Origin of the sequence: Crossiella sp. SN42 (genome assembly GCF_023897065.1) — a bacterium.
Classification (GTDB): Bacteria; Actinomycetota; Actinomycetes; order Mycobacteriales; family Pseudonocardiaceae; genus Crossiella.
On record NZ_JAMHIV010000066.1, the window covers coordinates 1 to 24319 of the forward strand.

The 24319-nt window shown below is 72.3% G+C and carries 25 protein-coding genes; 18 read left to right on the top strand and 7 right to left on the bottom strand.

Annotated features, from left to right (window positions below; all coding sequences use genetic code 11):
• Positions 1-964 precede the first annotated feature (964 nt).
• On the top strand, positions 965-1420 hold the full coding sequence (locus tag M8C13_RS43520; RefSeq protein ID WP_252486714.1) for a hypothetical protein: 456 nt from the start codon (positions 965-967) through the stop codon (positions 1418-1420).
• A 15-nt stretch (positions 1421-1435) separates the two neighbouring features.
• On the opposite strand, the gene M8C13_RS43525 is transcribed toward M8C13_RS43520, so the two are convergent.
• Both M8C13_RS43525 and M8C13_RS43530 read right to left on the bottom strand, forming a co-directional pair.
• Positions 1436-1756 (bottom strand): SH3 domain-containing protein, encoded by a 321-nt coding sequence (locus tag M8C13_RS43525; protein ID WP_252486715.1) that lies wholly within the window; start codon positions 1754-1756, stop codon positions 1436-1438.
• A gap of 201 nt (positions 1757-1957) precedes the next feature.
• Positions 1958-3178, bottom strand: coding sequence for an NADP-dependent isocitrate dehydrogenase (locus M8C13_RS43530; RefSeq protein WP_252486716.1), 1221 nt, complete (start codon positions 3176-3178; stop codon positions 1958-1960).
• 162 nt (positions 3179-3340) lie between these two features.
• On the opposite strand from M8C13_RS43530, the gene M8C13_RS43535 reads away from it, so the two are divergent.
• The 6 genes from M8C13_RS43535 to M8C13_RS43560 all read left to right on the top strand — a co-directional run bounded on the left by M8C13_RS43535 (position 3341) and on the right by M8C13_RS43560 (position 8312).
• Entirely contained in the window at positions 3341-4177 is an 837-nt protein-coding gene (locus M8C13_RS43535) for a metal-dependent hydrolase (protein WP_252486717.1), read from the top strand.
• Between the two features lie 64 nt (positions 4178-4241).
• On the top strand, positions 4242-5246 hold the full coding sequence (locus M8C13_RS43540) for a medium chain dehydrogenase/reductase family protein (RefSeq protein WP_252486718.1): 1005 nt from the start codon (positions 4242-4244) through the stop codon (positions 5244-5246).
• Between the two features lie 33 nt (positions 5247-5279).
• Complete coding sequence (locus M8C13_RS43545) at positions 5280-6074, top strand: ABC-2 family transporter protein (protein WP_252486719.1); 795 nt, start codon at positions 5280-5282, stop codon at positions 6072-6074.
• Positions 6067-6867, top strand: coding sequence for an ABC transporter permease (locus M8C13_RS43550; RefSeq protein WP_252486720.1), 801 nt, complete (start codon positions 6067-6069; stop codon positions 6865-6867). The genes M8C13_RS43545 and M8C13_RS43550 overlap by 8 nt, the downstream gene beginning before the upstream one ends.
• Entirely contained in the window at positions 6864-7880 is a 1017-nt protein-coding gene (locus tag M8C13_RS43555) for an ATP-binding cassette domain-containing protein (RefSeq protein WP_252486721.1), read from the top strand. Before M8C13_RS43550 ends, M8C13_RS43555 begins: the two co-directional genes overlap by 4 nt.
• Before the next feature lie 57 nt (positions 7881-7937).
• Complete coding sequence (locus M8C13_RS43560) at positions 7938-8312, top strand: hypothetical protein (RefSeq protein ID WP_252486722.1); 375 nt, start codon at positions 7938-7940, stop codon at positions 8310-8312.
• Here the strand turns inward: M8C13_RS43560 and rsmI are convergent, their stop codons facing one another.
• Complete coding sequence (gene rsmI / locus M8C13_RS43565) at positions 8313-9167, bottom strand: 16S rRNA (cytidine(1402)-2'-O)-methyltransferase (protein ID WP_252486723.1); 855 nt, start codon at positions 9165-9167, stop codon at positions 8313-8315.
• 156 nt (positions 9168-9323) lie between these two features.
• Between rsmI and M8C13_RS43570 the strand changes: the two genes are divergently transcribed.
• From M8C13_RS43570 to M8C13_RS43595, 6 genes are all read left to right on the top strand, one after another.
• Positions 9324-10787 (top strand): dolichyl-phosphate-mannose--protein mannosyltransferase, encoded by a 1464-nt coding sequence (locus tag M8C13_RS43570; protein ID WP_252486738.1) that lies wholly within the window; start codon positions 9324-9326, stop codon positions 10785-10787.
• A 149-nt stretch (positions 10788-10936) separates the two neighbouring features.
• The gene (locus M8C13_RS43575; RefSeq protein ID WP_252486724.1) at positions 10937-11251 is read left to right on the top strand and encodes a YbaB/EbfC family nucleoid-associated protein; all 315 of its coding nucleotides are present in this window, start codon (positions 10937-10939) and stop codon (positions 11249-11251) included.
• A 3-nt stretch (positions 11252-11254) separates the two neighbouring features.
• Positions 11255-11539, top strand: coding sequence for a YbaB/EbfC family nucleoid-associated protein (locus M8C13_RS43580; RefSeq protein ID WP_252486725.1), 285 nt, complete (start codon positions 11255-11257; stop codon positions 11537-11539).
• Positions 11536-11847 (top strand): hypothetical protein, encoded by a 312-nt coding sequence (locus M8C13_RS43585; protein ID WP_252486726.1) that lies wholly within the window; start codon positions 11536-11538, stop codon positions 11845-11847. Before M8C13_RS43580 ends, M8C13_RS43585 begins: the two co-directional genes overlap by 4 nt.
• Before the next feature lie 8 nt (positions 11848-11855).
• Positions 11856-12512, top strand: a complete 657-nt coding sequence (locus M8C13_RS43590) for a hypothetical protein (RefSeq protein WP_252486727.1) — start codon at positions 11856-11858, stop codon at positions 12510-12512.
• Positions 12509-13084, top strand: coding sequence for a hypothetical protein (locus M8C13_RS43595; RefSeq protein WP_252486728.1), 576 nt, complete (start codon positions 12509-12511; stop codon positions 13082-13084). The genes M8C13_RS43590 and M8C13_RS43595 overlap by 4 nt, the downstream gene beginning before the upstream one ends.
• Here the strand turns inward: M8C13_RS43595 and M8C13_RS43600 are convergent.
• The 4 genes from M8C13_RS43600 to M8C13_RS43615 form a co-directional block, all read right to left on the bottom strand.
• Entirely contained in the window at positions 13081-14322 is a 1242-nt protein-coding gene (locus tag M8C13_RS43600) for a hypothetical protein (RefSeq protein ID WP_252486729.1), read from the bottom strand. The genes M8C13_RS43595 and M8C13_RS43600 overlap by 4 nt on opposite strands.
• Positions 14319-14939: an ATP-binding cassette domain-containing protein gene (locus M8C13_RS43605; RefSeq protein ID WP_252486730.1), complete on the bottom strand. Its 621-nt coding sequence runs from the start codon at positions 14937-14939 to the stop codon at positions 14319-14321. Before M8C13_RS43605 ends, M8C13_RS43600 begins: the two co-directional genes overlap by 4 nt.
• Positions 14940-14962: 23 nt before the next feature.
• Positions 14963-15439 (bottom strand): GNAT family N-acetyltransferase, encoded by a 477-nt coding sequence (locus tag M8C13_RS43610; protein ID WP_252486731.1) that lies wholly within the window; start codon positions 15437-15439, stop codon positions 14963-14965.
• 387 nt (positions 15440-15826) lie between these two features.
• Complete coding sequence (locus tag M8C13_RS43615; protein ID WP_252486732.1) at positions 15827-16384, bottom strand: phosphoribosyltransferase; 558 nt, start codon at positions 16382-16384, stop codon at positions 15827-15829.
• Between the two features lie 250 nt (positions 16385-16634).
• Between M8C13_RS43615 and M8C13_RS43620 the strand changes: the two genes are divergently transcribed.
• The 5 genes from M8C13_RS43620 (at position 16635) to M8C13_RS43640 (ending at position 24299) form a co-directional block, all read left to right on the top strand.
• The gene (locus M8C13_RS43620; RefSeq protein WP_252486733.1) at positions 16635-18677 is read left to right on the top strand and encodes a hydantoinase/oxoprolinase family protein; all 2043 of its coding nucleotides are present in this window, start codon (positions 16635-16637) and stop codon (positions 18675-18677) included.
• Positions 18674-20335, top strand: a complete 1662-nt coding sequence (locus tag M8C13_RS43625; protein ID WP_252486734.1) for a hydantoinase B/oxoprolinase family protein — start codon at positions 18674-18676, stop codon at positions 20333-20335. The genes M8C13_RS43620 and M8C13_RS43625 overlap by 4 nt, the downstream gene beginning before the upstream one ends.
• Positions 20336-20405: 70 nt before the next feature.
• Positions 20406-21713: a hypothetical protein gene (locus tag M8C13_RS43630; protein WP_252486735.1), complete on the top strand. Its 1308-nt coding sequence runs from the start codon at positions 20406-20408 to the stop codon at positions 21711-21713.
• Positions 21710-22804 (top strand): DUF917 domain-containing protein, encoded by a 1095-nt coding sequence (locus tag M8C13_RS43635; protein WP_252486736.1) that lies wholly within the window; start codon positions 21710-21712, stop codon positions 22802-22804. Before M8C13_RS43630 ends, M8C13_RS43635 begins: the two co-directional genes overlap by 4 nt.
• Positions 22805-22817: 13 nt before the next feature.
• A complete protein-coding gene (locus tag M8C13_RS43640; RefSeq protein ID WP_252486737.1) occupies positions 22818-24299 on the top strand; it encodes a CdaR family transcriptional regulator in 1482 nt (493 codons plus the stop codon).
• Positions 24300-24319 lie beyond the last annotated feature (20 nt).

Consider the following 24319-nt stretch of genomic DNA (forward strand, 5'->3'; position numbering starts at 1 on the left):
TGGACGGAGCGGCGTGGTGGGTGGCGGCGTGGCCGGGGTCGGCGCAGGCGGCGAGCGGCGGTGGGCGTGGCCGACGGGCGGCGGGCGCGGCAGGCGGGCGGCAGGTAGCCGGGCGAGCGAGCGGCGGGCGGCGGGCGAGCGGCGGGCGGGCGCAGGCGACAGGCGGGCGCAGGCGACAGGCGGGCGCAGGCGACAGGCGGGCGCAGGCGACAGGCGAGAGCGGGCGACAGGCGAGAGCGGGCGGCAGGCGAGAGCGGGCGGCAGGCGAGAGCGGGCGGCGGACGAGCGGCTGGTGGGCGAGCGAGCGGTGGGCGACAGCGGTGGGCGACAGCGGTGGGCGGCTGGTGGGCGACGGCTGGTGCGCGACAGCGGGTGGGCGACAGCGGGCGAGTGCAGGCGGCGGGCGGTTGGATGGCTGGCGGCTGGCGCGGTCAGGCGGGGTTGCTCTGGGGGCCGTGGAGCGGAAAGTCCCCCTTGAGACGACCGGTCATATTGAGATGACCGGTCATATTCGAGACGGTGGCGGTGATCGGCGGCCAAGTGACCGGCAGGCCGAAGCGACTGGCGGCTGCGGAGGCAACCGGCCCCACAGACGGCGGGACGCGAGCGCGGCGGCGGCTGTGCGGCGTGCGCGAGCCCGGACGGACCGCTGCCAAGACCGATCCCCAACCGCGCCAAGGCGTTCCTCGCTGACCGATCGACCGACCCGGCCCCGCCATCTCCAGCTCAACGGCCGAGGCACCTCCCTCCCCACCCCGCCAAGGTGGACTCAAGATCACTGGGAGGAGCGGTGCTCATGGACGCCGGGCGGCGGGTCAGTGCGGGGCGGGTCGCGGGGTTCGTGGCTGGGGTGGCGTTGGTGGCGTATTTGGTCGCGCCGTTGTTGTGGGCTGGGGGTTCCTCTGCCGAGGTGGCGGCGGCGGAGGTTCGGTCGTTGGTGGCGGGGCTGGCTGGGGAGGTTCGAGTGGAGGGGGTGCCGGGGGTGGACTCGGCGGGGAGCTGGTTCGAGGTGGTGGAGGCGGACGGGACTGACTCGGCAGGCAATCCGGTGCGGGTGGTGGCGCGGCAGGTGGATCCGGGGCGGCACCGGGCCGAGTCGGTGTCCTGGTTCGTCAGCCTGCCCGCGGTGACGGGGTTGCGGGCGGGAGCGGGGAACCGGTTCGACGGGGTGGTGGACGGGCGGCGGGTCGAGGTGGTGCTGGGGGTGCGGATCGAGGGGGATCAGGTGGTGGTGGGGCCGGCGAATGCCAGCGTGGATGGCGATCCGGTGGTCCTTGACCAGGTGCGGGAGCTGGTGCCCGTTCGGCGCGCGCCGTTGCCGGGTGGGGTGTCCGGGGTGGCGGTGCGGGGGCTGGAGCTGGACGGGGATCGGCCGCGGGTGGAGCTGGGGGCGGACGGGGTGGTGACCGGGGGGCGGTGACCGGGCAAGGCGGAGTCACTGGCAGGTGTTGCGGGAGTCCGGTTTCAGGAACTCGGTGGCGGCCCAGCGGTCGTCGGCGAGCTTGCGGAAGCCGTCCTTGGTCTCGCCGTGGCCGCCGGTGAGGGCGTCCTTGCGCAGGCGGGTGACCACCTTGTGCCCGGGGCCGGGGCCGGAGCGGACGTTGAGCAGGTCAGCCTGGACGTGGAACTCGCAGCGGGGCTGGCTGTCGGCCGGCTTGTCCCCCGGCTTGTCGCCCTGGGCGTCGCTGCCGAAGGACAGCACGAACAGGCCAGCGGCGGCGGCGCCGACCAGCAGCACCGGACGGATCATGAACACAATGGCCTCCTAGGCGCTCACGGGCCCCTACCCGGTATAGCGGGCCGTCCCTGAGCTGCGAAGAGGCCGAGCGGCAAGTGCACCCGGGCGGCCGGTGGCGCCACCCGAACGTGCTTGTCGCGGCAACAAAAAGTGAGCGGACAGCCCGAGGGCCGTCTTCCGGCGCGGGAAGACGGCCCTCGGAGCCTGGTGGTGGCTTTGTCAGCCGGCCATCTTCTTCTGCAGGTTCTCATCCAGGGTGGCGAGGAAGTCCTCGGTGGTCTGCCACTCCTGGTCCTTGCTGATCAGCAGCGCCAGGTCCTTGGTCATCCGGCCGCTCTCGACCGTGTTGATGATGACCTGCTCCAGGGTCTCGGCGAAGCCGGTGACCTCGGGGGTGCCGTCCAGCTTGCCGCGGTGCTTCAGGCCGCCGGTCCACGCGAAGATCGAGGCGATCGGGTTCGTGGAGGTCGGCTTGCCGGCCTGGTGCTGGCGGAAGTGCCTGGTCACGGTGCCGTGCGCGGCCTCGGCCTCGACGGTCTTGCCGTCCGGGGTCATCAGCACCGAGGTCATCAGGCCCAGCGAGCCGAAGCCCTGCGCCACGGTGTCGGACTGCACGTCACCGTCGTAGTTCTTGCACGCCCAGACGTAGCCGCCCTCCCACTTCATGGCCGCGGCGACCATGTCGTCGATGAGGCGGTGCTCGTAGGTCAGGCCCTTGGCGTCGAACTCGGCCTTGAACTCGGCCTGGAAGACCTCCTCGAACACGTCCTTGAACATGCCGTCGTAGGCCTTGAGGATCGTGTTCTTGGTCGACATGTAGACCGGGTAGTTGCGCAGCAGCCCGTAGGACAGCGAGGCGCGGGCGAAGTCCTCGATGGACTTGCGGAAGTTGTACATCCCCATGGCGACGCCGCCGCCCTCGGGGAACTGCGCAACCTCGATCTCCACCGGCTCGGAGCCGTCGGCCGGGGTGTAGGTGATGGTGACGGTGCCGGGGCCGGGGACCTTGAAGTCGCTGGCCTTGTACTGGTCACCGTGGGCGTGACGGCCGATGATGATCGGCTTGGTCCAGGTGGGCACCAGGCGGGGGATGTTCGAGATGATGATCGGCTCGCGGAAGACGACGCCGCCGAGGATGTTGCGGATGGTCCCGTTCGGGCTCCGCCACATCTTCTTCAGGCCGAACTCCTCGACGCGGGCCTCATCGGGGGTGATGGTGGCGCACTTCACGCCGACGCCGTGCTTCTTGATGGCGTTGGCCGAGTCGATCGTCACCTGGTCGTCGGTGGCGTCGCGGTGCTCGATGCCGAGGTCGTAGTACTCGAGGTTGACGTCGAGATACGGGTGAATCAGCTTGTCCTTGATGAACTGCCAGATGATGCGGGTCATCTCGTCGCCATCGAGCTCGACGACGGTCCCGTGAACCTTGATCTTGCCCATACGACGGGCTCTCCTCTCGCGACGGTGCAAGCAAGACGAGCGTACTGGTAAGCGGGGGGTAGTCGCTTTCGGGCCTCGGGAAAAGGGAACACCGTCACACCCGCTGTCGGTGCCGACCGCTAGGTTTCCCTCGCTGGATCGGGTGAACGAGCTGGGGGGACGATGTCGACGGGGCCGACGCACGCGATCAGTGGGACCGCGGCCTGGGGGGCGGTGGTGGTCGGCTTCGGCGCCTACGACCTCGGCCACTTCACCCCGCAGACCGTGGTGGTCGGAGCCATCATGGCCTCCGGAGCAGCGCTGTTGCCGGACCTGGACCACCCGGGCTCCACCGTGTCCCGGACCTTCGGGCCGATCAGCAAGGCCGCGTCCAAGGCGATCAACACGGTCAGTCACGCCGTGTACCGGGGAACCCGGACGAAGAAGGACTCCAACCGGGACGGCGGGCACCGCGGCCTGACCCACACCGTGGTCTTCGCGCTGCTGGCCGGTATCGGCACCACCGCGGTGGTGCAGGCGACCAACCGCTGGGCGCTGCCCATCCTGCTGTTCTTCTTCTGCGGCCTGGCGGTGCGCGGGCTGATGCACAAGTGGTGCCCGAAGCGGGACGCCTGGGCGATCAGCGGTTCCTCCGCGCTGCTGACCATCCTGTGCTGGTCCTGGGCGCAGACCGGGCCGGAGCAGGCCCCCGCGCTGGGCATCGCGGTGATCGCGGGCTGCGTGGCGCACTACATCGGGGACGCGATCACCGAGCAGGGCTGTCCGATGCTGTGGCCGGTGCCGATCATGGGCAGGCTGTGGTTCCCGGTGGCGCCGCCGAAGATCCTGCGGATGAAGACCGGCGGCAAGGTCGAGCTGAGCCTGATCCTGCCCGTGCTGACCCTCGCCGCGGTGTGGCTGTCCGCGGCCGCGTTGCAGCGGGCAGGCGCGGTGCCCTGGCTGGAGTGGGACCTGCTGCCCGGCGGCTGGTCCTCGGTGCCGCCGGTCGCGGCGGGCTGACCCGGAAACGGCCACCTCTGCCGCGAGGTGGCAGGCTGGGGGTTCGTGACTGGGAGGAGTGCCGGTGACACGGGTTCGCGAGATCGTGGTGGCCGCCAAGGGCGGACCGGTTGAGGTGCGGGAACGCATCGCGGCGGCCCCGGCGGCCGGATCGGCGCTGATCGAGGTGGAGGCCAGCGGGGTGGCCTTCGCGGACGTGCACATGCTGCACGGCACCTACCCCGCCCAGCCAAAGTTTCCGTTCACCCCCGGCTACGAGCTGGTCGGCAAGGTGCGCCAGGTCGGTGACGGCGTGCCCGCGCAGCTGGTGGGCAGGCGGGTGGCCGCGCTGACCGTCACCGGCGGCTGGCGCAGCTTCGCCGAGGTGCCCGCCAAGTCGCTGGTGCCGGTGCCGGAGGAGATCGCGGGCCCGGTCGCGGCGGCGGTGGTGCTCAACGGGATTACCGCGTACCAGCTGGCGCACCAGGTGGCCAAGATCAGCGCCGGGCAGACCGTGCTGGTGCACGGCGCCAGCGGCGGGGTGGGCACGCTGCTGGTCCAGCTCGCGCTCAACGCGGGCGCCAGGGTGCTGGGCACCGCCTCGGCGGCCAAGCACCCGGCCGTGCGCGAGCTGGGCGCCGAGCCGATCGACTACCGCGGCGACGTGGTCGCGCGGGTGCGCGAGCTGGCGCCCGGCGGGGTGGACGCGGTGTTCGACCACCTGGGCGCGGACAGCTACGCGCGGAGCTGGAACCTGTTGGCGCGCAACGGGATCGTCGTCGGCTACGGCTCCGCGAGCACCTACGACCGGCCCGGCAACCGGTTCCTGCCGTACCTGCCGCTCCTCGGCCGCGTCCTCGGCTACCGGCTGCGCGGACTCCTCGGCGCGGCCAACGGGCGGCGGGCGAGCTTCTACGGCATCCGGCCGGACATGAAGGCCAGGGCGACCCTGGTCGCGGTGTTCGAGCTGGTCCGCAGCGGTCAGCTGGAGGTGCCGATCGCCGAGCAGCTGCCACTGGTGGAGGCTGGGGCCGCGCTGAAGAAGATGACCACCGGCCGGGGCGTCGGCAAGATCGTGCTGATCCCGTAAATCCGGTTGACCCGCGCCGTAGCGTGGACTGACGTGCGCTCTCCGGCCGCCCTCTACGCGCGCATGATCGGCGCGGGTTTTCGTCGCTACTCCTCCTACCGCGGGGCCACCCTGGCCGGCCTGGGCACCAACCTGGTCTTCGGGCTGCTCCGGGTCTCCGTGCTCTTCGCCATGCTCGACGGGCGGCGCGAGGTCGCCGGGTACGACGCGGCCCGCTCCTCCACCTACGTGTGGTTCGGCCAGGGCATGCTGGCCACGGTCGTGCTGTGGGGCCACCACGAGATCGGCGAGCGGGTGCGCACCGGTGACGTCGTGGTGGACCTGTCCCGGCCGTGGAACCTGCAGCTGGTCCTGCTCGCCGAGGACCTCGGCCGGGCCGGGTACGCCTTCCTCACCCGGTTCCTGCCGCCGGTGGCCTTCGGCGCGCTGTTCTTCCCGTTCCTGTGGCCGGCGCACGGCCTGACCTGGCCGTTGTTCGCGCTGAGCCTCGGGCTGAGCGTGGCGGTCAGCTTCTGCGCCCGGTTCCTGCTGGGGCTCAGCGCGTTCTGGCTGCTGGACAACCGGGGCCCGGTCTCCCTCTACGGCATGTCCGTCGGCATCCTCGGCGGGCTGATCGTGCCGCTGCCCTTCTTCCCGGACTGGCTGCAGACCGTGCTCTGGCTGACCCCGTTCCCCGCGCTGGTGCAGGCCCCGATCGACGTGTTCACCGAGGCGGGCCCGCCGCTGGCGCCGCTGGCCCACCAGCTGGCCTGGCTCGGCATCCTCTACCTCGGCGGGCGGCTGGCGCTGCGCGGCGCGGTGCGCAAGGTGGTGGTGCAGGGTGGCTAGCTTCGGGGTGTACCGCAGGCTGATCGGCGCCCAGATCCGCTCCCAGCTGACCTACCGGGTCTCCTTCCTGATGTCCTGCGTCGGCGACGCGCTGGCCCAGGCCACCGAGCTGGTGGCGATCCTGGCGATCTTCTCCAGGGTCACCGACCTCGGCGGGTTCAGCCGGGAGGAGGTGCTGCTGATGTACGCGCTGGCCAGCACCTCCTTCGGCCTGGCCGACCTGGCCGTTGGCCAGCTGGACCGGCTGCCGCAGTACCTGCGCACCGGGAAGTTCGACTCGCTGCTGATCCGGCCGCTGGGCAGCCTCGGCCAGCTGATGGTCTCGGACTTCCAGCTCCGGCGGCTGGGCCGGATCTGCCTCGGCATCGGCATCCTGGCCTACGTGGTGTCCACAGTGGACATTCAGTGGGGCTGGCACACCGCGCTGCTGCTGGTCATCTCGCCGATCGCGGGCGCGGTGCTGATGAGCGCGGTGTGGGTGATGGCGGCCTCGCTGTGCTTCTGGCTGATCGAGGGCGCGGAGCTGACCAACGGCCTGACCTACGGCGGGCACTTCCTCGCCTCGTACCCGATCACCATCTACCCGGCCTGGCTGCGCACCGCGCTGGCCTTCGTCGTGCCGGCCGCCTTCATCGCCTACTTCCCCGCGCTCGCCCTGCTCGGCAAGCCCGATCCCCTTGGCACGCCTGCCTTCCTGGGCTGGATCAGCCCGGTGGTGGCCGCGCTGGCGCTGGGGCTGGCCGCGCTGGTGTGGCGGGCCGCGGTCAGACACTACCGAGGGACTGGATCATGACCCCGCACCTGGCAGCCGAGTCGCTGACCCGCACCTTCTCGGTGCGCCACAAGCTGAGCCGGTTCCGCAGCGAGCGCCGCGAGGTGACCGCGGTGGACGCGGTGTCCTTCACCGTGGCCCGCGGCGAAGCGGTGGGCTACGTGGGTCCCAACGGGGCGGGCAAGTCCACCACGATCAAGATGCTCACCGGCATCCTCACCCCGACCGGCGGCCGGGTGCGCACCTGCGGGCTGGACCCGTCCCGGCGGCGGGTGGAGCTGGCCGCGCGGATCGGCGTGGTCTTCGGCCAGCGCAGCCAGCTGTGGTGGGACCTGCCGCTGGCGGACAGCTTCGCGCTGCTCCGCGACATCTACCGGGTGCCTGCCGCCGAGCACGCGGCCCGGCTGGCCGAGTGCGTGGAGCTGCTCAGCATGGGCGAGTTCCTGCGCACCCCGGTGCGGCAGCTCTCGCTCGGGCAGCGGATGCGCGGGGAGGTCACCGCGGCGCTGCTGCACGCGCCGGAGCTGCTGGTGCTGGACGAGCCGACCATCGGGCTGGACCTGGAGTCCAAGGAGCGGCTGCGCGAGTTCCTGGCCGAGCTCAACGCCACCCGCGGCGTCACCCTGCTGCTGACCACGCACGACCTGGACGACATCGAGCGGCTCTGCCGCAGGCTGCTGGTCATCGACCACGGCCGGGTGCTGGCCGACGGGCCGCTGGCCACCCTGCGCACCGAGGCGGTCGGCGAGCGCACCCTGGTGGTCGACCTGGAGCAGCCAGCCGAGCCGCTGACCGGCCTGCCGGGGGTGACCCAGACCAGGGTGGAGAACGAGGGCAGGCGGCACCACCTGGTGTTCCAGCGGGACCGGATCACCGCGGCCGCGCTGATCGCCGCGGTGGCCGAACGGGCCGCGGTGCACGACATCGCGGTGGTCGAGCCCTCCATCGACGACGTGATCCGACGGCTGTACGCGGGCGGGGTTGTCCACCCAGCGGAGGAGATCGGCGTCAATCCCGGGACCGACGCACGGTGACCGCCCGCGTCCCTAGCCTGGGCGGCACAGTCACACGTTGATCACTGGAGGGTTCCGATGCGCAGGTCACCCCGGCTGGCTCTGCTCCTGCTCACCGCGGTGCCCGCGATCGCCCTGCTCGGCGCCTGCCAGCAGGCGAGCGCGTTCGCGGACAAGGCCAAGGTCTGCACCGAGGCGATCAGCCTGGCCTCGCTGCAGCCGAACCCGGAGGACCCGCAGCAGACCAGGAACGAGGCCAAGGAGAAGGCCGACCGGCTGATCGACCTGACCAAGAACGTGGCCGAGGCCGACGTCAAGGGCGCGCTGACCACGGTGGCCGACCACTACACCTCGCTGGCCAAGGAGAAGGTGGACGGCGTGGTCAACCTGGCGGACTGGGCCAAGCAGACGGTGAAGAACCTGGACAACGTACGCAAGGTCTGCCTGAGCTGATCAGGACTTCCTGGCCAGCAGCACCGCGTCGTAGAGGGCCTTGCGGCTGACCCCGGTGCTGGCGGCGACCGCGGCGGTGGCGTCCTTGAGGCGCGCGCCGCCGCGCACCCGCTCCTCCACCACCTCCACCAGCGCGGTCACCTCGACCTCGTCCTGGTCGGCGGAGACCCCGGCGAGCACCACGGTGATCTCCCCGCGCACCCCCTCAGCCGCCCACTCGGCCAGCTCGGCCAGGCTGCCGCGGCGGATCTCCTCGTAGGTCTTGGTCAGCTCGCGGCAGACCGCGGCCAGCCGGTCGCCGCCGAGCACCTCGGCCGCGTCGGCCAGGCAGGCCGCCAGCCGGTGCGGGGCCTCGAAGAAGACCGCGGTGCGCTGCTCGCTGGCCAGCTGGGTGAACCAGCGCCGCCGCTCGCCGGACTTGCGCGGCGGGAAGCCCTCGAAGCAGAACCGCTCGCAGGGCAGTCCGGAGACGGCCAGCGCGGTGGTCACCGCCGAGGGCCCCGGCAGGCAGGTCACCGGCAGGTCCTCGGCCACGCAGGCGGCGACCAGCCGGTAGCCGGGGTCGGAGACGCTGGGCATGCCCGCGTCGGTGACCAGCACGACCCGCTCGCCGCCGCGGACCGCCTCGACCAGGCCGGGCAGGCGGCCCACCTCGTTCTGGTCGTAGAAGCTCACCACCCGCCCGGCGGGCTCGACGCCGAGCGCGGCGCACAGGTTGCGCAGGCGGCGGGTGTCCTCGGCGGCGATGACATCGGCGCTGCGCAGGGCCTCGGACAGGCGTGGTGAGGCGTCGCCGATCTCGCCGAGCGGCGTGGCCGCGAGCACCAATCGACCCGATCCGGGTGGGGCGTTCATGCGGCTCACCCTACGATCGGCAGCGTGAGTGTTCTGGTGCCGCCCGCCGCCGGCCGTCCGACCGACGAGGGCTGGCTGGCAGCCGAACAGGCGCCGCCGCCCGAACCGCCTGGTGGGGCGGTGTTGCGCGACCCGGCCGAGCGGCTCGGCCCGCCGATGCCCAGCGACCGGCTGCGCGGCTGGCTGGTGACCCTGTCGCTGGCGGTGATCGCCGGGCTGGTGCGGTTCTGGAACCTGGCGCACCCCACCGACAAGGGCACGCCGATCTTCGACGAGAAGCACTACGTGCCGCAGGCCTGGCAGGTGCTGCACAACGGCGGCTACGAGGACAACCCCGGCTTCCGGCTGATCGTGCACCCGCCGCTGGGCAAGCAGCTGATCGCCATCGGCGAGTGGCTCTTCGGCTACAACGGCCTCGGCTGGCGGTTCACCGCGGCGGTGGCGGGCACGGTGTGCGTGATCCTGATCGTGCGGATCGCCCGGCGGCTGACCCGCTCCACCCTGCTGGGCGCGCTGGCCGGGGTGCTGCTGATCGCCGACGGGGTCAGCCACGTCGGCTCCAGGGTCGGCATGCTGGACATCTTCCTGACCCTGTTCGTGGTGGCCGGGTTCGGCGCGCTGCTGGTGGACCGGGACATCGTGCGCAACCGGCTGGCCGTGGCGGTCCGCGAGGGCTGGGCAGGCGTCAGCGACTACGGGCCGCGGCTGGGTTTCCGCTGGTGGCGCTTTGCCGGCGGGGTGCTGCTCGGGCTGGGCGTCGGGGTGAAGTGGTCGGCGCTGTTCTTCGTGGCCGCCTTCGCCGCGCTGTGCGTGTTCTGGGACGTCACCGCCCGCCGCGCGGCCGGGGTGCGGCGACCGTGGCGGGGCACCATCGCGCGGGACCTGTTCCCGGCCTTCGCCTCGCTGGCCGTGCTGCCGGTGCTGGTCTACTTCGGCACCTGGTGGGCCTGGTTCGCCAGCGAGACCGGGGTGGACCGGCACCTGGTCGGCAGCGCCCTGCCCGAGGGCGGGACCTGGGGCTTCATCCCGGACGCGCTGCGCGCGCTGCTGTACAACAACAACGAGGTGCTGACCTTCCACAACAACCTCAGCCCCACCGACAAGCACCCGTACGAGTCCAAGCCCTGGGCCTGGCCGATGGGCCTGAAGCCGATGCTCTACTACTTGGAGTCCAACGGCGTGGTGCCCGGCTGCGGCCGCACCGACTGCATGGCGGGCGTGAAGCTGATCGGCACCCCGGCCATGTGGTGGCTGGCCTTCCCGATGCTGGGCTGGGCGGTCTGGCGCGCCTTCGGCAAGCTGGACTGGCGCTACGCCGCCGTGCTGGTCGGCTACGGCGCGGGCTGGCTGCCCTGGTTCAGCAACCTGGACCGCCAGATGTACTACTTCTACGCCACCCCGATGGCCCCGTTCATGGTGCTGGGACTGGTGCTGATCCTGGGCGAGGTGCTGGGCAGGGCGGATGCCGGGGTGGAACGGCGCAAGACCGGGCTGCTGGTGGTGGCGCTGTACGTGGGCCTGGTGATCGCCAACTTCATCTGGCTGTGGCCCATCCTCAACGGCGACTCGGTGACCCCCTGGCGCTGGCAGGCCGAGGTGTGGCTACCTTCCTGGAATTAGGGAAAACTCAATCAATTTGGCAAATAGCCAGGCGAATAACCTAGGCTAATTGATAATCCGCGATCCATTCGTGTGTATTCACGAAGATCGCGGCGCACCCCCGCGCGCGCATCGATACGGTGCCATTAGATCAGTGCGGGGGGGCACCTATGGACGAGTTCGATCTTGGCGGGTTCAGCGCGGTGGAGCGCGAGCTCGAACAGACCCGGCAACGGCTCGCCGCCGCGCGCGCCGAGGCGGCGGGGCACCGGCACCGCGCGGCCGCACCGGACGGTTCGGTGACCGCGGTGGTGAACGGCGTCGGCGAGCTGCTGGAGCTGGACATCGACGACCGCGCCCTGCGCACGGCCCATCCGCGGCGGCTCGGCCCGGTGATCGTCACCGCGATCGGCGAGGCCCGGGCGCTGGCCGCGGCGGAGAACCAGGCCGCGCTGGCCGAGCTGCTGCCCGCCTTCGAGGGCTGAGCGGTGCGGTCACTGCGCGAGATCCAGGACGACCTGGCCGCGGCGGAACGCAGGCTGGCGCAGGTCAAGGCCTGGGCGGCCACCGCGACCAGCACCCTGGTCAGCCAGGACATCGGCAACCAGCTCGGCCGGGTGGTGGTGAACGCGCTCGGCGGGCTCCAGTCGGTCGAGCTGGCCCCCGAGGGGCTGGCCTACACCAACGGCAGGGCGCTGGGCCGGGCCGTGGTGGCCGCGGTGCGGGCGGCCGAGGACAAGGCCAGGGCCAGGCGGGAGGAGGCGCTCGGATGACCGGCTACCAGGTGGTGCCAGCCGCGTTGCGGGCCAACGTGAAGTTCCTGCTGGACGCCGCGGACTCCTGGGACAACGCGCACAAGAAGCTGCACGGAAAAGTGCTCAGTCCCGATGATCTCGGTTTGCTCGGCAAGCTGGCGAGTGTGCCGGACAACTACAACCAGGCGTTGGAAAGCGTGCTGAAAGCGCTCAAGAAAGGGTTCATCGCCTTGGACGAGGCGGGCAAGGGACTCGGCCAGGTGGCAAACGAGTACGAGAGCAAGGACGCGAAGTTCTACCGCAAGTTCGGCTACGAGATCAGGTAGGGGCGGCGATGACTCTGCCGGTTTTCCCGGAGGCCGAGGCGGCCCAGGTCAGGGAGTACGGCGCGAAGGTCGGCCAGGCCGCGGTGGCCAAGCTGGTGGACACCATCCGCGACTGGTTCGGCCATCCCGAGGTGGTCAGCAGCCACGCGCTGGACTGGGACCCGGCGGCCAAGGTCTTGATCGACAAGGCCCTGGACGACATCACCGGCTGCCGGTCCAACCTCAAGGCCTACTGGTCCGGCTCGGCCTATGACTCCTTCGAGATCTACGTCAACCACCTGGAGAAGGTCTTCGAGGCCGCCACCAAGGTCATGGGCGAGATGGCCGACCTGCTGCAGGACTCGCAGGAGACGATGACCAAGGTCTACTGCGAGGGCGTGCGCTTCCTGCTGGAGTGCGCGGCCATCATCATCCAGCTGACCGGCGGGATCATCGCCGGCATCAAGGAGTTCTTCCTCGGCGTGGCCGAGGCGGTCACCAGCGCGATCGCGGACTTCGTGCGCAACGTGAGCGACCTGCTCAACACCGCGGCCACGCTCACCCAGGAGTACAAGCGCACCGGCGTCGACCTCCGCCAGAAGGCCGCTGACCTCAAGGTGCCCAGCACGATCCCGGGTTCGGCCACCGACGCGGGCGGCTGGGAAGTCCGCCCGAGGCCGGCATGAGGGCCGCGTGGGCGGTGCCACTGGTGCTGGTGCTGGCCGGGTGCGGGGGCGGCCAGCCTGCTGACCGGTTCGGCGCGGCGCCGGATGCCTGCGCCCTGGTTCCCGGGCCGGTGGCGACCTCGGTGGTCAGTGGCGCGACCGGCAAACCGGGCATCGGTGTGCCGGGCAAGAGCAACTCCTGCGACTGGTCGTTCACCGCGGCCGAGGCCGCCCGCGGCCAGCCCTACCAGCGCAGCCTGTCGGTCAGCGCCACCTACTACGGCTCGCCCGCCGGTCAGGACCAGCTGACCGGCACCGAGCTGGCGGCGCGCACCTTCCAGTCGATGCGCACCGCGCTGGGCGTCGGTGACGCGGGCTCGGTGCCGGGCCTGGGCGAGGAGGCGTACCGGAAGTTCGCCAACGGCGCGGAGAAGGTGGAGTTCCGCAAGGCGAACGTGACGGTCTCGATCTCACTCGGCGGCGTCGACCTGGACGCCGCGGGCAACTCCGTGCCGCTGCCGGAGGAGCAGGCCAGGCAGTCCGCGCTGACCGTGGCCACCGCGGCCGCGGCCGAGCTGGACAAGGCCCGTTAGCCGAGCAGCACCAGCCCGAACAGCAGCAGCAGGAAGCCGCGGAAGGTGTTGGCCAGGTAGGCCACCGGGATCGGGCCACCGCCGAGCTCGATGGTGGCGGTGCTGGTGTCGTAGCTGGCGTTGTCCCTGGCCACGGTGCGCAGCACGGCGAGCGCGACCAGCGGCACGACCAGCAGCAGGGCCGGGGTGAAGGCGGCCGGGGCCAGCAGCAGCGCCACCCCGGTCCACAGGGTGACCAGCGTGGTCAGCAGCAGGGCCCAGGTCCGCCAGATGACCTTGAGGTCGAAGCCGAGCCAGCGGCGCAGGCCCGCGCTGCGGTACAGCTCGCCGAGTCCGCCGGTGAACGGCAGCACCGCGAAGTAGCCGCCGAGACCGAACAGCCACACCGGCGACAGGCCCCAGGCCGCCCCGGCCGCGACCAGGCCCGCGACCAGCAGCGCGGGCACCGCGAACCGGCGGCGGGCGAGCAGCCGGAGCAGTTCCAGGCGCAGCAGCACCGGGCGGCGCAGCGTGATCCGCCGGGACACCGCCTCGCCGACCGGCAGCAGCATCAGCACGTCCAGGAAGCGGGTGGCGGTGCCGCGGATGACCCGGTTCGCCCAGCGGTCGACCAGCACGGCCCGGCCCAGTCGCCCGGCCGCGGATCTCGCGCCGATCAGCGCGGCCCCGGCCAGCGTGCTGAACAGCCCGGCCACCGCGGCCAGCACCACTGGCGTGAGCAGGCCGTACAGCGCGACCACGGCCAGCGCGGCCAGCACCGCGGGCAGCGCGAGCTCCACCGCGCCGGTCAGCTCGGCAGGCAGCCGCCAGAGCAGCACCGCGGCCAGCCCCGCGCTGCTCAGCAGCACCGCGGTGCCGGCGAGGGTGGCCGGCACGGACAAGCCGCCGACCAGGGCAAGCAGTCCCCACAGGTAGCTCAGCCCACCCAGCCGGGCCGCCCAGGCCGCCCACAGGCGGCGGCCCAGGGTGCGCACCCGGCCGCCCGGCCCGAAGTCCGACCAGGTGAGCTGAGCCGGGCTGATCCACTGGAAGCCGCGCCTGCTCAGCGAGCGCCAGGCCAGCGCGGCGGCCAGGCACAGCACGGCCAGCACCGCGGGCTCGGCGGCCGGGCCGGTGGTCACGCCCAGGCTGAGCCGGACGTCGGCCAGGTCGAAGAACGGGTAGACCAGCAGCGCCACCGCGAACAGCACGCCCAGCGCGCGCTCGTCCGGCCAGAGGCGGGTGAGCAGCCGGGTCACGTCAGCTCCACCACGCGGTCCGCGATGGCCGCCCGCAGCACCGGATCGTGCGTGGCCACCACCACCGCGACCCCTTCCGCGGTGCACTGCCCGACCAGCTCGGCCACCCACTGCCGGGCCTGGGCGTCCAGCGCCCGCTCCGGCTCGTCCAGCAGCAGCACCTCGTGCGGCCGGGCGATCGCGCCGAGCAGCAGCAACCGCTGCCGCTGCCCCGCGCTCAGCGCCGCCGCGGCCACGTCCGCGCAAAGCCCGAGGCCGGCGTACTCCAGCAGCTCCTGCACGTCCTCGGCACTGGGCGGACGCCCGAAGGAGCCGAGCAGCAGGTCGATGTGCTGGCGCGGGCTGAGCTCGGCGAACAGCTCGGAGTCGTCCAGCTTCACCGAGACCGCGCGGCGGAACTCCACCGAGGTCTCATCCGGCGCCTCGCCGGCCACCAGCACCCGGCCCTCGCTGACCGGCTGCACGCCGTAGACGCAGCGCAGCAGGGTCGACTTGCCGATGCCGTTCGCGCCGGTCAGCGCCACGCACTCGCCGGCGGCCACGCTCAGGTCCAACTCCCGGAACAGCCACCGCTCCGCGACCCGGACGCCGACGCCCTCCGCGAGGATCTCCGCCATGTCCGCACGTTACCGGGATTCGCTCAGCCGAAGCGGGCGATCAGCTCGGCCCGGTCCAGCCGCAGGTCGTACTGGTCGATGTGCTCGGCGAAGCCCTGCGGCACGATCTTGGCCACCCGGAAGCCCAGGTGCTCGAAGAAGCCGGTGCTGTGCTGGCTGGTGCTCAGCGTGACCGCGACCGCGTCCGGATCGGCCGCGATCATCCGCAGCCTGGCCTCCAGCAGCGCCCGGCCAAGGCCCTGCCGGTGCCTGCGCCGCTCGACCATGCCCCAGCACAGCGTCCACACGCCCGGCTGGGCCAGGCCGGGGGCGTGCCCGCCGGCGGCCACCAGCGCGCCGTTGATCCGGCCGACCAGGTAGACCCCGGGCAGCTTGTCCAGGAACTGGGCGAACTCGCGCCGTTCGGTGGCGGCGAAGTAGAGCGGCACGTTGCTGTCGAACAGCCGCAGGCAGTCGTCGCGATCGGCCCGTTCGTACGCCGTCAGTCGCATCATTGCCATCGAGGCCTCCCCAGCCTCCGGGATGGGTGAGTATGACCAGGTCCAGGTGGGACACGCCAGCCTCTCCAGTGAATGTAAACGCTTTCCAATTCGGCCGACCGGCCCTGTAGCGCGGGCGGGCCGGGATGGTCGCATGGCGGGTGACCGCTCGAACCGCAGTCGCGCTCGCCGTTGCCGCCGCGGCCACCCTTCTGCCCAGCTCAGCCGCCGCCTCGGCACCGGCTCAGGTGGTCAGCCGCGCCCGGCACGGCATTCGCGTGCGTCAGTCACGGTGTTCTCCTCAGTCTCCGTCGTCAGGGAGGTGGCGGCAGACCCTGAGTAAGCGCTTACCTGCTGACGGGACAAGGAAAAGGCTGTCAACGACTCACGGTTCTGAACGCGCGCGCCTCAGCGCATCCTGGTCAGCGAGACCAGCGGCACGCCGGCCGACTCGATGTGCTGGCGGCTGCGGTTGTCCGCGTCCTCGGTGAGCGCGGCGACGCCGACCACGTCCGCGGCCTCGTCCCGCAGCACCGAGATCAGGCTGCCGATCGCGTGGCAGTGGGTCAGCGCGGAGTCCACCACCAGCACCCGGCGGCCCTGCAGCCTGCCGTAGGTGAAGATCTCCGCGCTGCGCCTGCGCGGCACGCCGTGGCGTTCGGTGTCCAGCTTCCAGGCCAGGTGGTACGGCAGCCCGGAGGCCATCGCCACCGCCAGCGTGGGCACGATGCCGCTGGTGTCGAAGCCGAGCAGCACGTCCGGCCGCTCGTGGTGCGGGTTGTTCAGCCAGCTCGACCAGAGCGCGTGGCCGACCGCGAGCAGCCGGGACGGCTCGACCGGGTGGGCCACGCCGTCGAGCTCGTGCACCACTCTGGCCGGTGGCACGTCAGAGGGCAGGTCGAGGCACAGGATCCGGCACGCCTGGAAGTCGACACTCGGCGCGGGAACGTCCTCCAGGGTGGTCATGGCGGTCCGACCTCCTCCTGCCTCGCGACGAGGCGCCTGCACACTGGCCGAACTGTAGGGAAACGGCAGGAGACCCGGATTGGGCACCGAGCACACCTGGAGTGGTCAGGACTGTGCGCTCTGCTAGTCATGGGATGTTTGCGCCGATCAGCCTCTCCTATTCCCGCATATGCAGCCTGCACTGCCCGGCCACCCCTGCCTGGTCCAAGTGCACAGCCCCGGAGAACGCGCTCTCACTATGGTCACCGGCATGGGTCGTCTCCGGGTCTCCATGGACATCGGCGGCACGTTCACCGACGTAGTCGCCTACGACGAGCAGACCGGGGGGTACCGGGTCGGCAAGCGCCCGACCACCCCTGGTGACCTGGCCACGGGGGTGCTGGACGCGCTGGGGGCGGTGGTCGATCCGCTGTCCGGGATCGACTTCCTGGTGCACGGCACCACCCAGGGACTCAACACCCTGCTGCAGCGCCGCGGCGTTCGGGTGATGTTGCTGGCGAGTGCCGGCGCGGCCGACGTCTACCACATCGCGCGCGGTCCCCGGTTCCGCATGTACGACCTCCAGTACCGCAAACCCGAGCCCCTGGTCCCCCGGCGGGACATCGTCGGCGTGCCCGGCCGGATCGACCAGGCGGGCGCGGAGCTGACCCCGCTGGAGGAGGACGCGGTGCGCGCGGCCGCGGCCAGGGCGCGCGCGGAGGGCTTCGGCGCGATCGCGGTGTCCTTCCTGTTCAGCTACGCCAACCCGGCGCACGAGCTGCGCGCGGCGGAGATCCTGCGCGAGGAGCTGGGCGCGGACTTCGCCCTCTCGCTGTCCCACCAGTGCGCGAACGAGTGGCGGGAGTACGAGCGCACCTCCTCCGCGGTGGTGGAGGCCTACATCGGCCCGGTGGTGCGCGACTACCTCGGCGGCCTCACCCGCGACCTGGCCGATCAGGGCGTGCCCGCGCCGCTGCACGTGATGCAGTCCTCCGGCGGCATCATCTCCGCCGAGTCCGCCCGCGAGCGCCCGTTGCAGACCCTGCTCTCCGGCCCGGTCGGCGGCACCATGGGCGGGGTCGCGCTGGCCAAGGCGCTGGGCCGGGACAACCTGATCTACATCGACATGGGCGGCACCTCCTTCGACGTCTCGCTGGTCATCGATGGCGAACCGGATATCACCCCGGAGATCAAGCTGGACGGGCTGCCGATGCTGCTCAGCGCGGTGGACATCCACACCGTGGGCGCCGGCGGCGGCTCGGTGGCCTGGACCGAGGCCGGTGGCCTGCGGGTCGGCCCGCACTCGGCGGGCGCGGCTCCCGGACCGGCTTGCTACGGCAACGGCGGCGTGGAGCCCACCGTCACCGACGCCAACCTGGTGCTCGGCCGGATCGAGCCGGGCGCCTTCGCCGCCGGGCTGACCCTGCGGCCGGAACTGGCCGAGGCCGCGATCGCCAAGCTGGGCGCGGAGTTCGACCTGGGCACGCCGGAGATGGCCGAGGGCGTGTGCGCGGTGGCCAACGCGACCATGGCCGGCGCGATCCGCACCATCACGGTCTCCCGTGGCATCGAGCCGCGGGAGTTCACCCTGGTCGCCTTCGGCGGGGCCGGGCCGATGCACGCCGTGTTCCTGGCCCGCGAGCTGGGCATCGGCGCGGTGGTGGTGCCGCGCTTCCCCGGCGCGTTCTCCGCCTGGGGCATGCTGCAGACCGAGATCCGCCGCGACCTGGTGGAGCCGCACTTCCGGCTGGACGCCGACCTGGACGGCGCGGCCATGTCCGCCCGGCTGACCGCGATGGCGGAGACCGGACTGGACTGGCTGGCCACCGAGCGGGTGCCCGAGGCCGCCCGGCGCAGCTCGCACGCGGCCGACATCCGTTACGCGGCACAGGAGTACACCCTCACCGTGCCGCTGCTCAGCGCGAACGAACCTGCCTCGCCGGAGTTCCTGGACACCATCGCGGCCCGGTTCGCCCAGGTGCACCAGGCCCGCTACGGCCACGCCAACCCCGGCGCGCCGATCGAGTTCGTCGCGCTGCGCACCACCGTGCACGGCGACCTCGGCCGGGCCGCACCGGGACGACTCGCCGAGGCGACCGAACCCCTTGCGCCGCAACAACACCGGCCGGTCTTCTTCGACGGCGGCTGGCACCGGACGCCGATCCTGCGGCGCGACGGACTGGCCCCCGGGCACCGGCTGGCCGGACCGGCGATCGTGCTGGAGGACACCGCGACCACCGTGGTGCCACCGGGATTCGCCCTGTCCGTGGACTCGCTCGGCTCGCTCGTGGTGCGCAGGGAGGACCAGTCATGACCGTGGACCCGGTCACCGTGGAGATCATCCGCAACGCCCTGGCGGCGGCCGCGGAGGACATGAACGCCACCCTCATCCGCTCCGCCTACACCCCGGTGATCTACGAGTGCGGCGACTGCGTGGTCGCGCTGCTCGACGACGAGCACCAGGTGCTCGGCCAGTCCGCCGGGTTACCTATTTTCTTGGGGAACTTGGAGATCTGCACCAGGGCCACCGAGGAGCGCTTCGGCCGCGAGGTCTGGCAGCCCGGCGATGTGTGGATCCTCAACGACTCCTACCTGGCGGGCACCCACCTCAACGACGTCACCCTGTTCGGCCCGGTGTTCGTGGGCGCGGAGCTGGCCGGGTTCACCGCCACCCGCGCGCACTGGATCGACGTCGGTTCCAAGGATCCCGGCGGCTCGATGGACTCGGTGAACATCTTCCAGGAGGGCCTGCGGCTGGGCCCGCAGAAGCTGCTCGACGGCGGCGCCGAGGTGCACGGCGTGGTGGACACCATCGCCACCAACGTGCGCTTCCCCTACCCGACCTCCGGCGACCTGCGCGCGATGACCGCGACCATCGAGATGGGCCAGCGCCGCCTGGCCGAGATCGTCGAACGCTTCGGCCTGGACACCGTGCGCGCGGCCAGGGACGAGATCTTCGCCCAGACCGAGCGGCTGGAGCGCGAGGTCATCAGGGCCATCCCGGACGGCGTCTACAAGGCGGAAGGCTTCCTGGACAACGACGGCATCGACCTGGCCACCCCGGTCCCGGTCCGGCTCACCGTCACCGTCTCCGGCGAGACCATCGACTTCGACGTGCGCGACTCCGCCGACCAGACCGTGGGCCCGATCAACTGCGGCGCGGCGCAGACCGTCTCCGCCTGCCGGGTCGGTTACAAGCTGCTGGTCAGCCCGGACGTGCCGGGCAACGGCGGCTCGTTCCGGCCAATGACCGTGCAGGTCCGGCCGGGCTCGGTCTTCGGCGCGCAGGCCCCGGCGGCCTGCCAGTGGTACTTCTCCCACCTCGGCCTGCTCATCGACCTGGTCGCGCGGGCGCTGGCCCCCGCGCTGCCGGACCGGGTGGCCGCGGCCAGCCACGGCGACTCGATGATCGTGATGTACGCCGGGGTCGACCCGCGCACCGGCCGCGAGTACGTCAGCCAGGAGGCCACCGTGGGCGGCTGGGGCGGCTGGCGGGGCAGCGACGGGGAGAGCGCGCTGATCAACAACGTGAACGGCTCGCTGCGGGACATGCCGGTGGAGGTGCTGGAGAGCCGGTTCCCGCTGCGGATCACCCGCTACGAGATCCGGCCGGACTCCGGCGGCGCGGGCCAGTGGCGGGGCGGCAACGGGGTGCTGCGCGAGTACGAGGTGCTCGCCGACTGCACGGTCTCGCTCTGGTTCGAGCGCTCGGTCACCCCGGCCTGGGGCCTCTTCGGCGGCAGTCCGGCGGCGCCGCCGGAGGTGACGATCAATCCGGGCCGGCCCGATGAACAGCGAATGTTGAAATGCAACGGTTTGCATTTACGTGCGGGCGATGTGGTCCGTTGTGTCACCGGTGGCGGCGGCGGATTCGGTGACCCGGGAAAACGCGCGCCGGAAGCGGTTCGAGCCGATGTGCTGGACGGTCATCTCAGCGCTGAGCACGCACAAGCGGTGTACGGCGTCCACTGAGGACCGGTATTCGACAACGCACCCATTCCGGGTGTACTGATCTGGAATGCGCATCGGAGTCCGTCTCGGGGTGAACCGTGCGCACGGTGCGCTCGCGCATGAGGGCCAGGTGCTGGCCGCCGGGACCGAAGCGTTCACGGGCCGGGGCGGACGCCAGCTCAGCGCGTTGCTGAAGCGGCTGGCCGCCTCCTCGCCGTCCATCGTCGACTCGGTCACCTGGGACGTCTCCGCGCTGCTGGAACGCGCGCTGCGGCGGGGTGCGGGCGTGCAGCCGGTGGGTGCGATCCGGGTGCTGCCACGCGCGCCCCGGCAGTGCGGCCACCCGTTCGAGCTGATCCGCTCGCTGATCACCTGGTCGGCCACGGTCACCGGCGGGCACGACATCTTCGGCGCGGAGATGGCCCCGCTGGACATCGAGGACGCGCTGGCCAAGGTCGCCGCCGCCTACGCCGAGGGCATCCGCACGCTCACCGTCACCGCCACCGGCGCCTCCGGCAGTGCCGAGCACGAGCAGGCCATCGCGGGCCGGGTCGCCGAGGAGTTCCCCGACCTGCGGGTCTGCCTCTCGCACGAGGTGGGCGGGCTGGGCCTGGTGGAGCGCGAGGCGACCAACGTGGTCAACGCGACGCTGCTGGACTTCTGCGAGGACCTGGTGGACCGCTGCGAGCGGATCACCGCCACCCTGGACGGCCCGCCCGGCTGCTGGTTCGCCACCGGCGACGGCGGCCGGGTCTCCGCGCGGAGGCTGCGCTCGGTACCGGCCCGAGGGGTGGCCGCCACCGCCGCGGCCGCGCTGCGCGGGGCGGCGCTGCTGGCCGAGCGGCCGGACGGGCCGGTCGTGCTGACCGGGCCGAAGGAGATCCTCGTCGGCGAGGTCAGGGCCGGGTGGCCGAGGGTGGAAAGCGATCTGCTGGGCGAGCTCGGCGTGCGGCTGGTCGCCCCGCAGGCCGCGATCACGGTGCGCCCGGCGGCCACCGCGGACGCCTTCGCCGCACAGCTGCGCGAGCAGGAGGGCGCGGGCGCGGTCGGCGTGCTGGACGAGGGCGGCGAGGAGCTGGCCGAGCGGCTGCACCGCAAGCTGCGCCCGGTGCTGTCCCCGGTGCGCGGCGCGGCCGACCTGTGTGCGGTGGGCGCGGCGGTCAGCGAGCCCACCGCCTGGCTGGACCTGGTGGTCACCGCGGACTCCGCCGAGGACCTGCAGCGCAGGCAGACCATGCTGGAAGGCCAGGCGCTGTCCCTGGTCGCGGCCAGCGGCGGCAGGCCGGACCGGGAACGGGTGATCCGGTCGGTGGCCACCCCGCTGGCCTTCCTCGGCCGGGACGTCTACCGGCTGTGGGTCTACGTGGGCAGCCGCCCCGAGCCGGAGCGGCGGCCATGACCATCACCCAGCTCACCGCCGAGGACGTGCCGGTGCTGATGGCAGGCGCCCAGCTGCTGTCCTCCTCCGCGGGTTCGATCACCCTGGACGGCTACCGCGCCGCGATCGAGGACGTGGTGCGCCGCAACGGTCCGGTTCCCCTGGTGGCGCTGGACGACCTGCCGCCGGAGGCGCTGTGCGTGTCCATCGGCGCGCTCGGCGGGTACGCCCCGATGATCGAGCTGCCGCCCAACGGCGACGAGGGCGTGCTCGCGGTCCGCGCGCTGGAGGAACGCCTGGGGCGCAAGGTGGACGCGATCGTCTCGCTCAACTCCGCCGGCCCCAACGCGGTCTTCCCGGTGGCCGCGGCCGCCGCGCTCGGCCTGCCGCTGGTGGACTGCGACGGCATGGGCCGGGTGCTGCCACTGATGATCCAGACCACCTACGCGCTGGCCGGGCTGCCGATCGGCCCGCTGGCCGGGGTCGGGCTGGCCGGGGACGTGCTGGTGCTGGACACCAGCGTGCACCGGTCGGAACTGTTGCTGCGCGCGGCGATGAAGGCCGCGGGCGGCTGGCTGATGTGCGCCAGCTACCCGGCCACGGTGGCCGCGCTGCGCCCGGCCGCGCTGCGCGGGGCGACCAGCCGCGCGCTGAGCGTCGGCCGGATGCTCACCTCGGCGCAGGACCGCGAGTCGCTGCTGGCCGGGCTGACCCGGATCATGGGTTCCCGGGTGCTGGGCAGCGGCCGGGTGATCGAGCTCGGGCACGCCACCCGCACCGTCGGACCGCGGATCTACCCCTCGGTGCCGACCAGCATCGTGGTCGCCGAGTACGGCAGCCCCAGCAGGCTGATCCGGTTGGAGGGCAACAGCGAGCTGCTGCTCGCGGTGATCGACGGCGCGCTGGCCGCGGCCGTGCCCGACGTGCTCTGCCTGCTGGACCGGCACGAGCGGAAGGTGGTCGGCATGGAGTCGGTGACCCTGGGCCACCACGTGGACGTGCTGATGCTGCCGGTGTCGCCGATGTGGCACACCCCGGCCGGGCTGGCCATGGCCGGTCCGCGCGCCTTCGGGTTCCCGGTCCGGCACCCGCGTGAGGAAGGCCCTTCGTGAGGATGGTGCGCCCGTGAGCCGAAACCGTGTGCCCGAGCCGCTGAGCGTGGCCGAGCTGGTCCACTTCGGCCCGCTGGCCCAGTCCCAGGTCTTCGCCGCCGACGACCTGGACCGCCAAGTGGCCGCGGTGGCCCTGGTGGGCGAGCTGGACCAGATCCACCAGTGCGAGCCGCACGCCGCGGTGGTGCTGCACGGCGCGGCCGCGCTGGGCGCCTGGGCGCTGGAGTCCGCGCTGCGGCTGGCCTGGGAGCGCAACGCGGCCTGCCTGGTCGCCCCGGCCGAGATCACCGTGACCACACCGACCGCGCAGCTGGCCGAACGCCTGCGGGTGCCGCTGTTCGTGGTGGCCGACCCGGCCAAGAGCGCGCTGGAGCTGGCCGCCGCGATCTCCGACACCGAGGCCGCCCGGGCCCGGCTGACCGCCCGCTGCGCGGTGCTCTTCGGCGAGCGCAGCACGGCGAGGGACATCATCGGCGTGATCAACACCGAGGTGCCCGGCGTGATCACCGCCCTGGTCACCGAGGACGGCCACGTCCTGGCGGGCCGCTCCGCCGCGGACCGCTCCCAGGGCAGCCACCGGGTCGAGGTCGCGGTACCCGGCCCGGACGGCAGGCCGTGGGCGACGCTGGTGGCCCAGCTCGCGGCCTGGTCCCCGTCCTGGGTGGAGACGGTGCGCACCATCCTGCGTTTGGCCCGCGCTCCGCTCGCGGCCACCGTCGGCCGCAGCTGGCTGACCCCGGTTTTCCAAGCAGCGAAAGACAAACTCCTGCTGCACACGCTGCTCACCGCGCCGGATGCCACCGCCGAGCGCCAGGCCACCGACATCGGCTGGCGCCTGGCGGGCGAGCACATCGCGGTCTTCCTCAAACCGTCCGAACGCGTGCCCGGCCCCGCCGAGGTGGCCACCCCCGGCGTCGTGGTGGCCTGGCGCGAGTCCTTCGGCGACCTGCCGCTGATCCCCCGCGAGGACGGCTGGCTGAGCTGGTGGACCGCGGTCCCCGGCGGCCCGCAGGAGATCGCCGACCGGGTCCGCGCCCACCTCGCCGCCGCGGCCCTGCCCATCCCCCTGGTCGCCGGCATTGGTGTGGCGGGCAAGGACCTGCCCGGCCTGACCCGCTCGGTCAGCGAGTCCATCCTGGCCGCCGCCGTGGCCAGCCGCCCCGGCGGCAACCCGGTGGAACAGTTCGGCGACCTGGGCCCCCGAGCCGTCCTGGCCTGCCTCCCGGTGGACGACATCGCCGCCGCCGCCAGGGTCGCCCTGGCCGAGCTGATCAACGCCCCCGACGCCGAGGTCCTGCTCTCCGCCCTCACCGCGCTGCTGGACTGCGCGGGCTCCACCGGCCAGGCCGCCACCCGCCTCGGCGTCCACCGCAACACAGTCCTGGGCCGCCTGGAACGCATCCGGGCCCGAGGCATCGACCTGGACTCCCCAGACCAGCGCCTGGCCCTGCACCTGGCCTGCTACGCCCTGCTCAGCGCGGACACCCCGACATGAGGAAACGCCCCCTGGCGGGA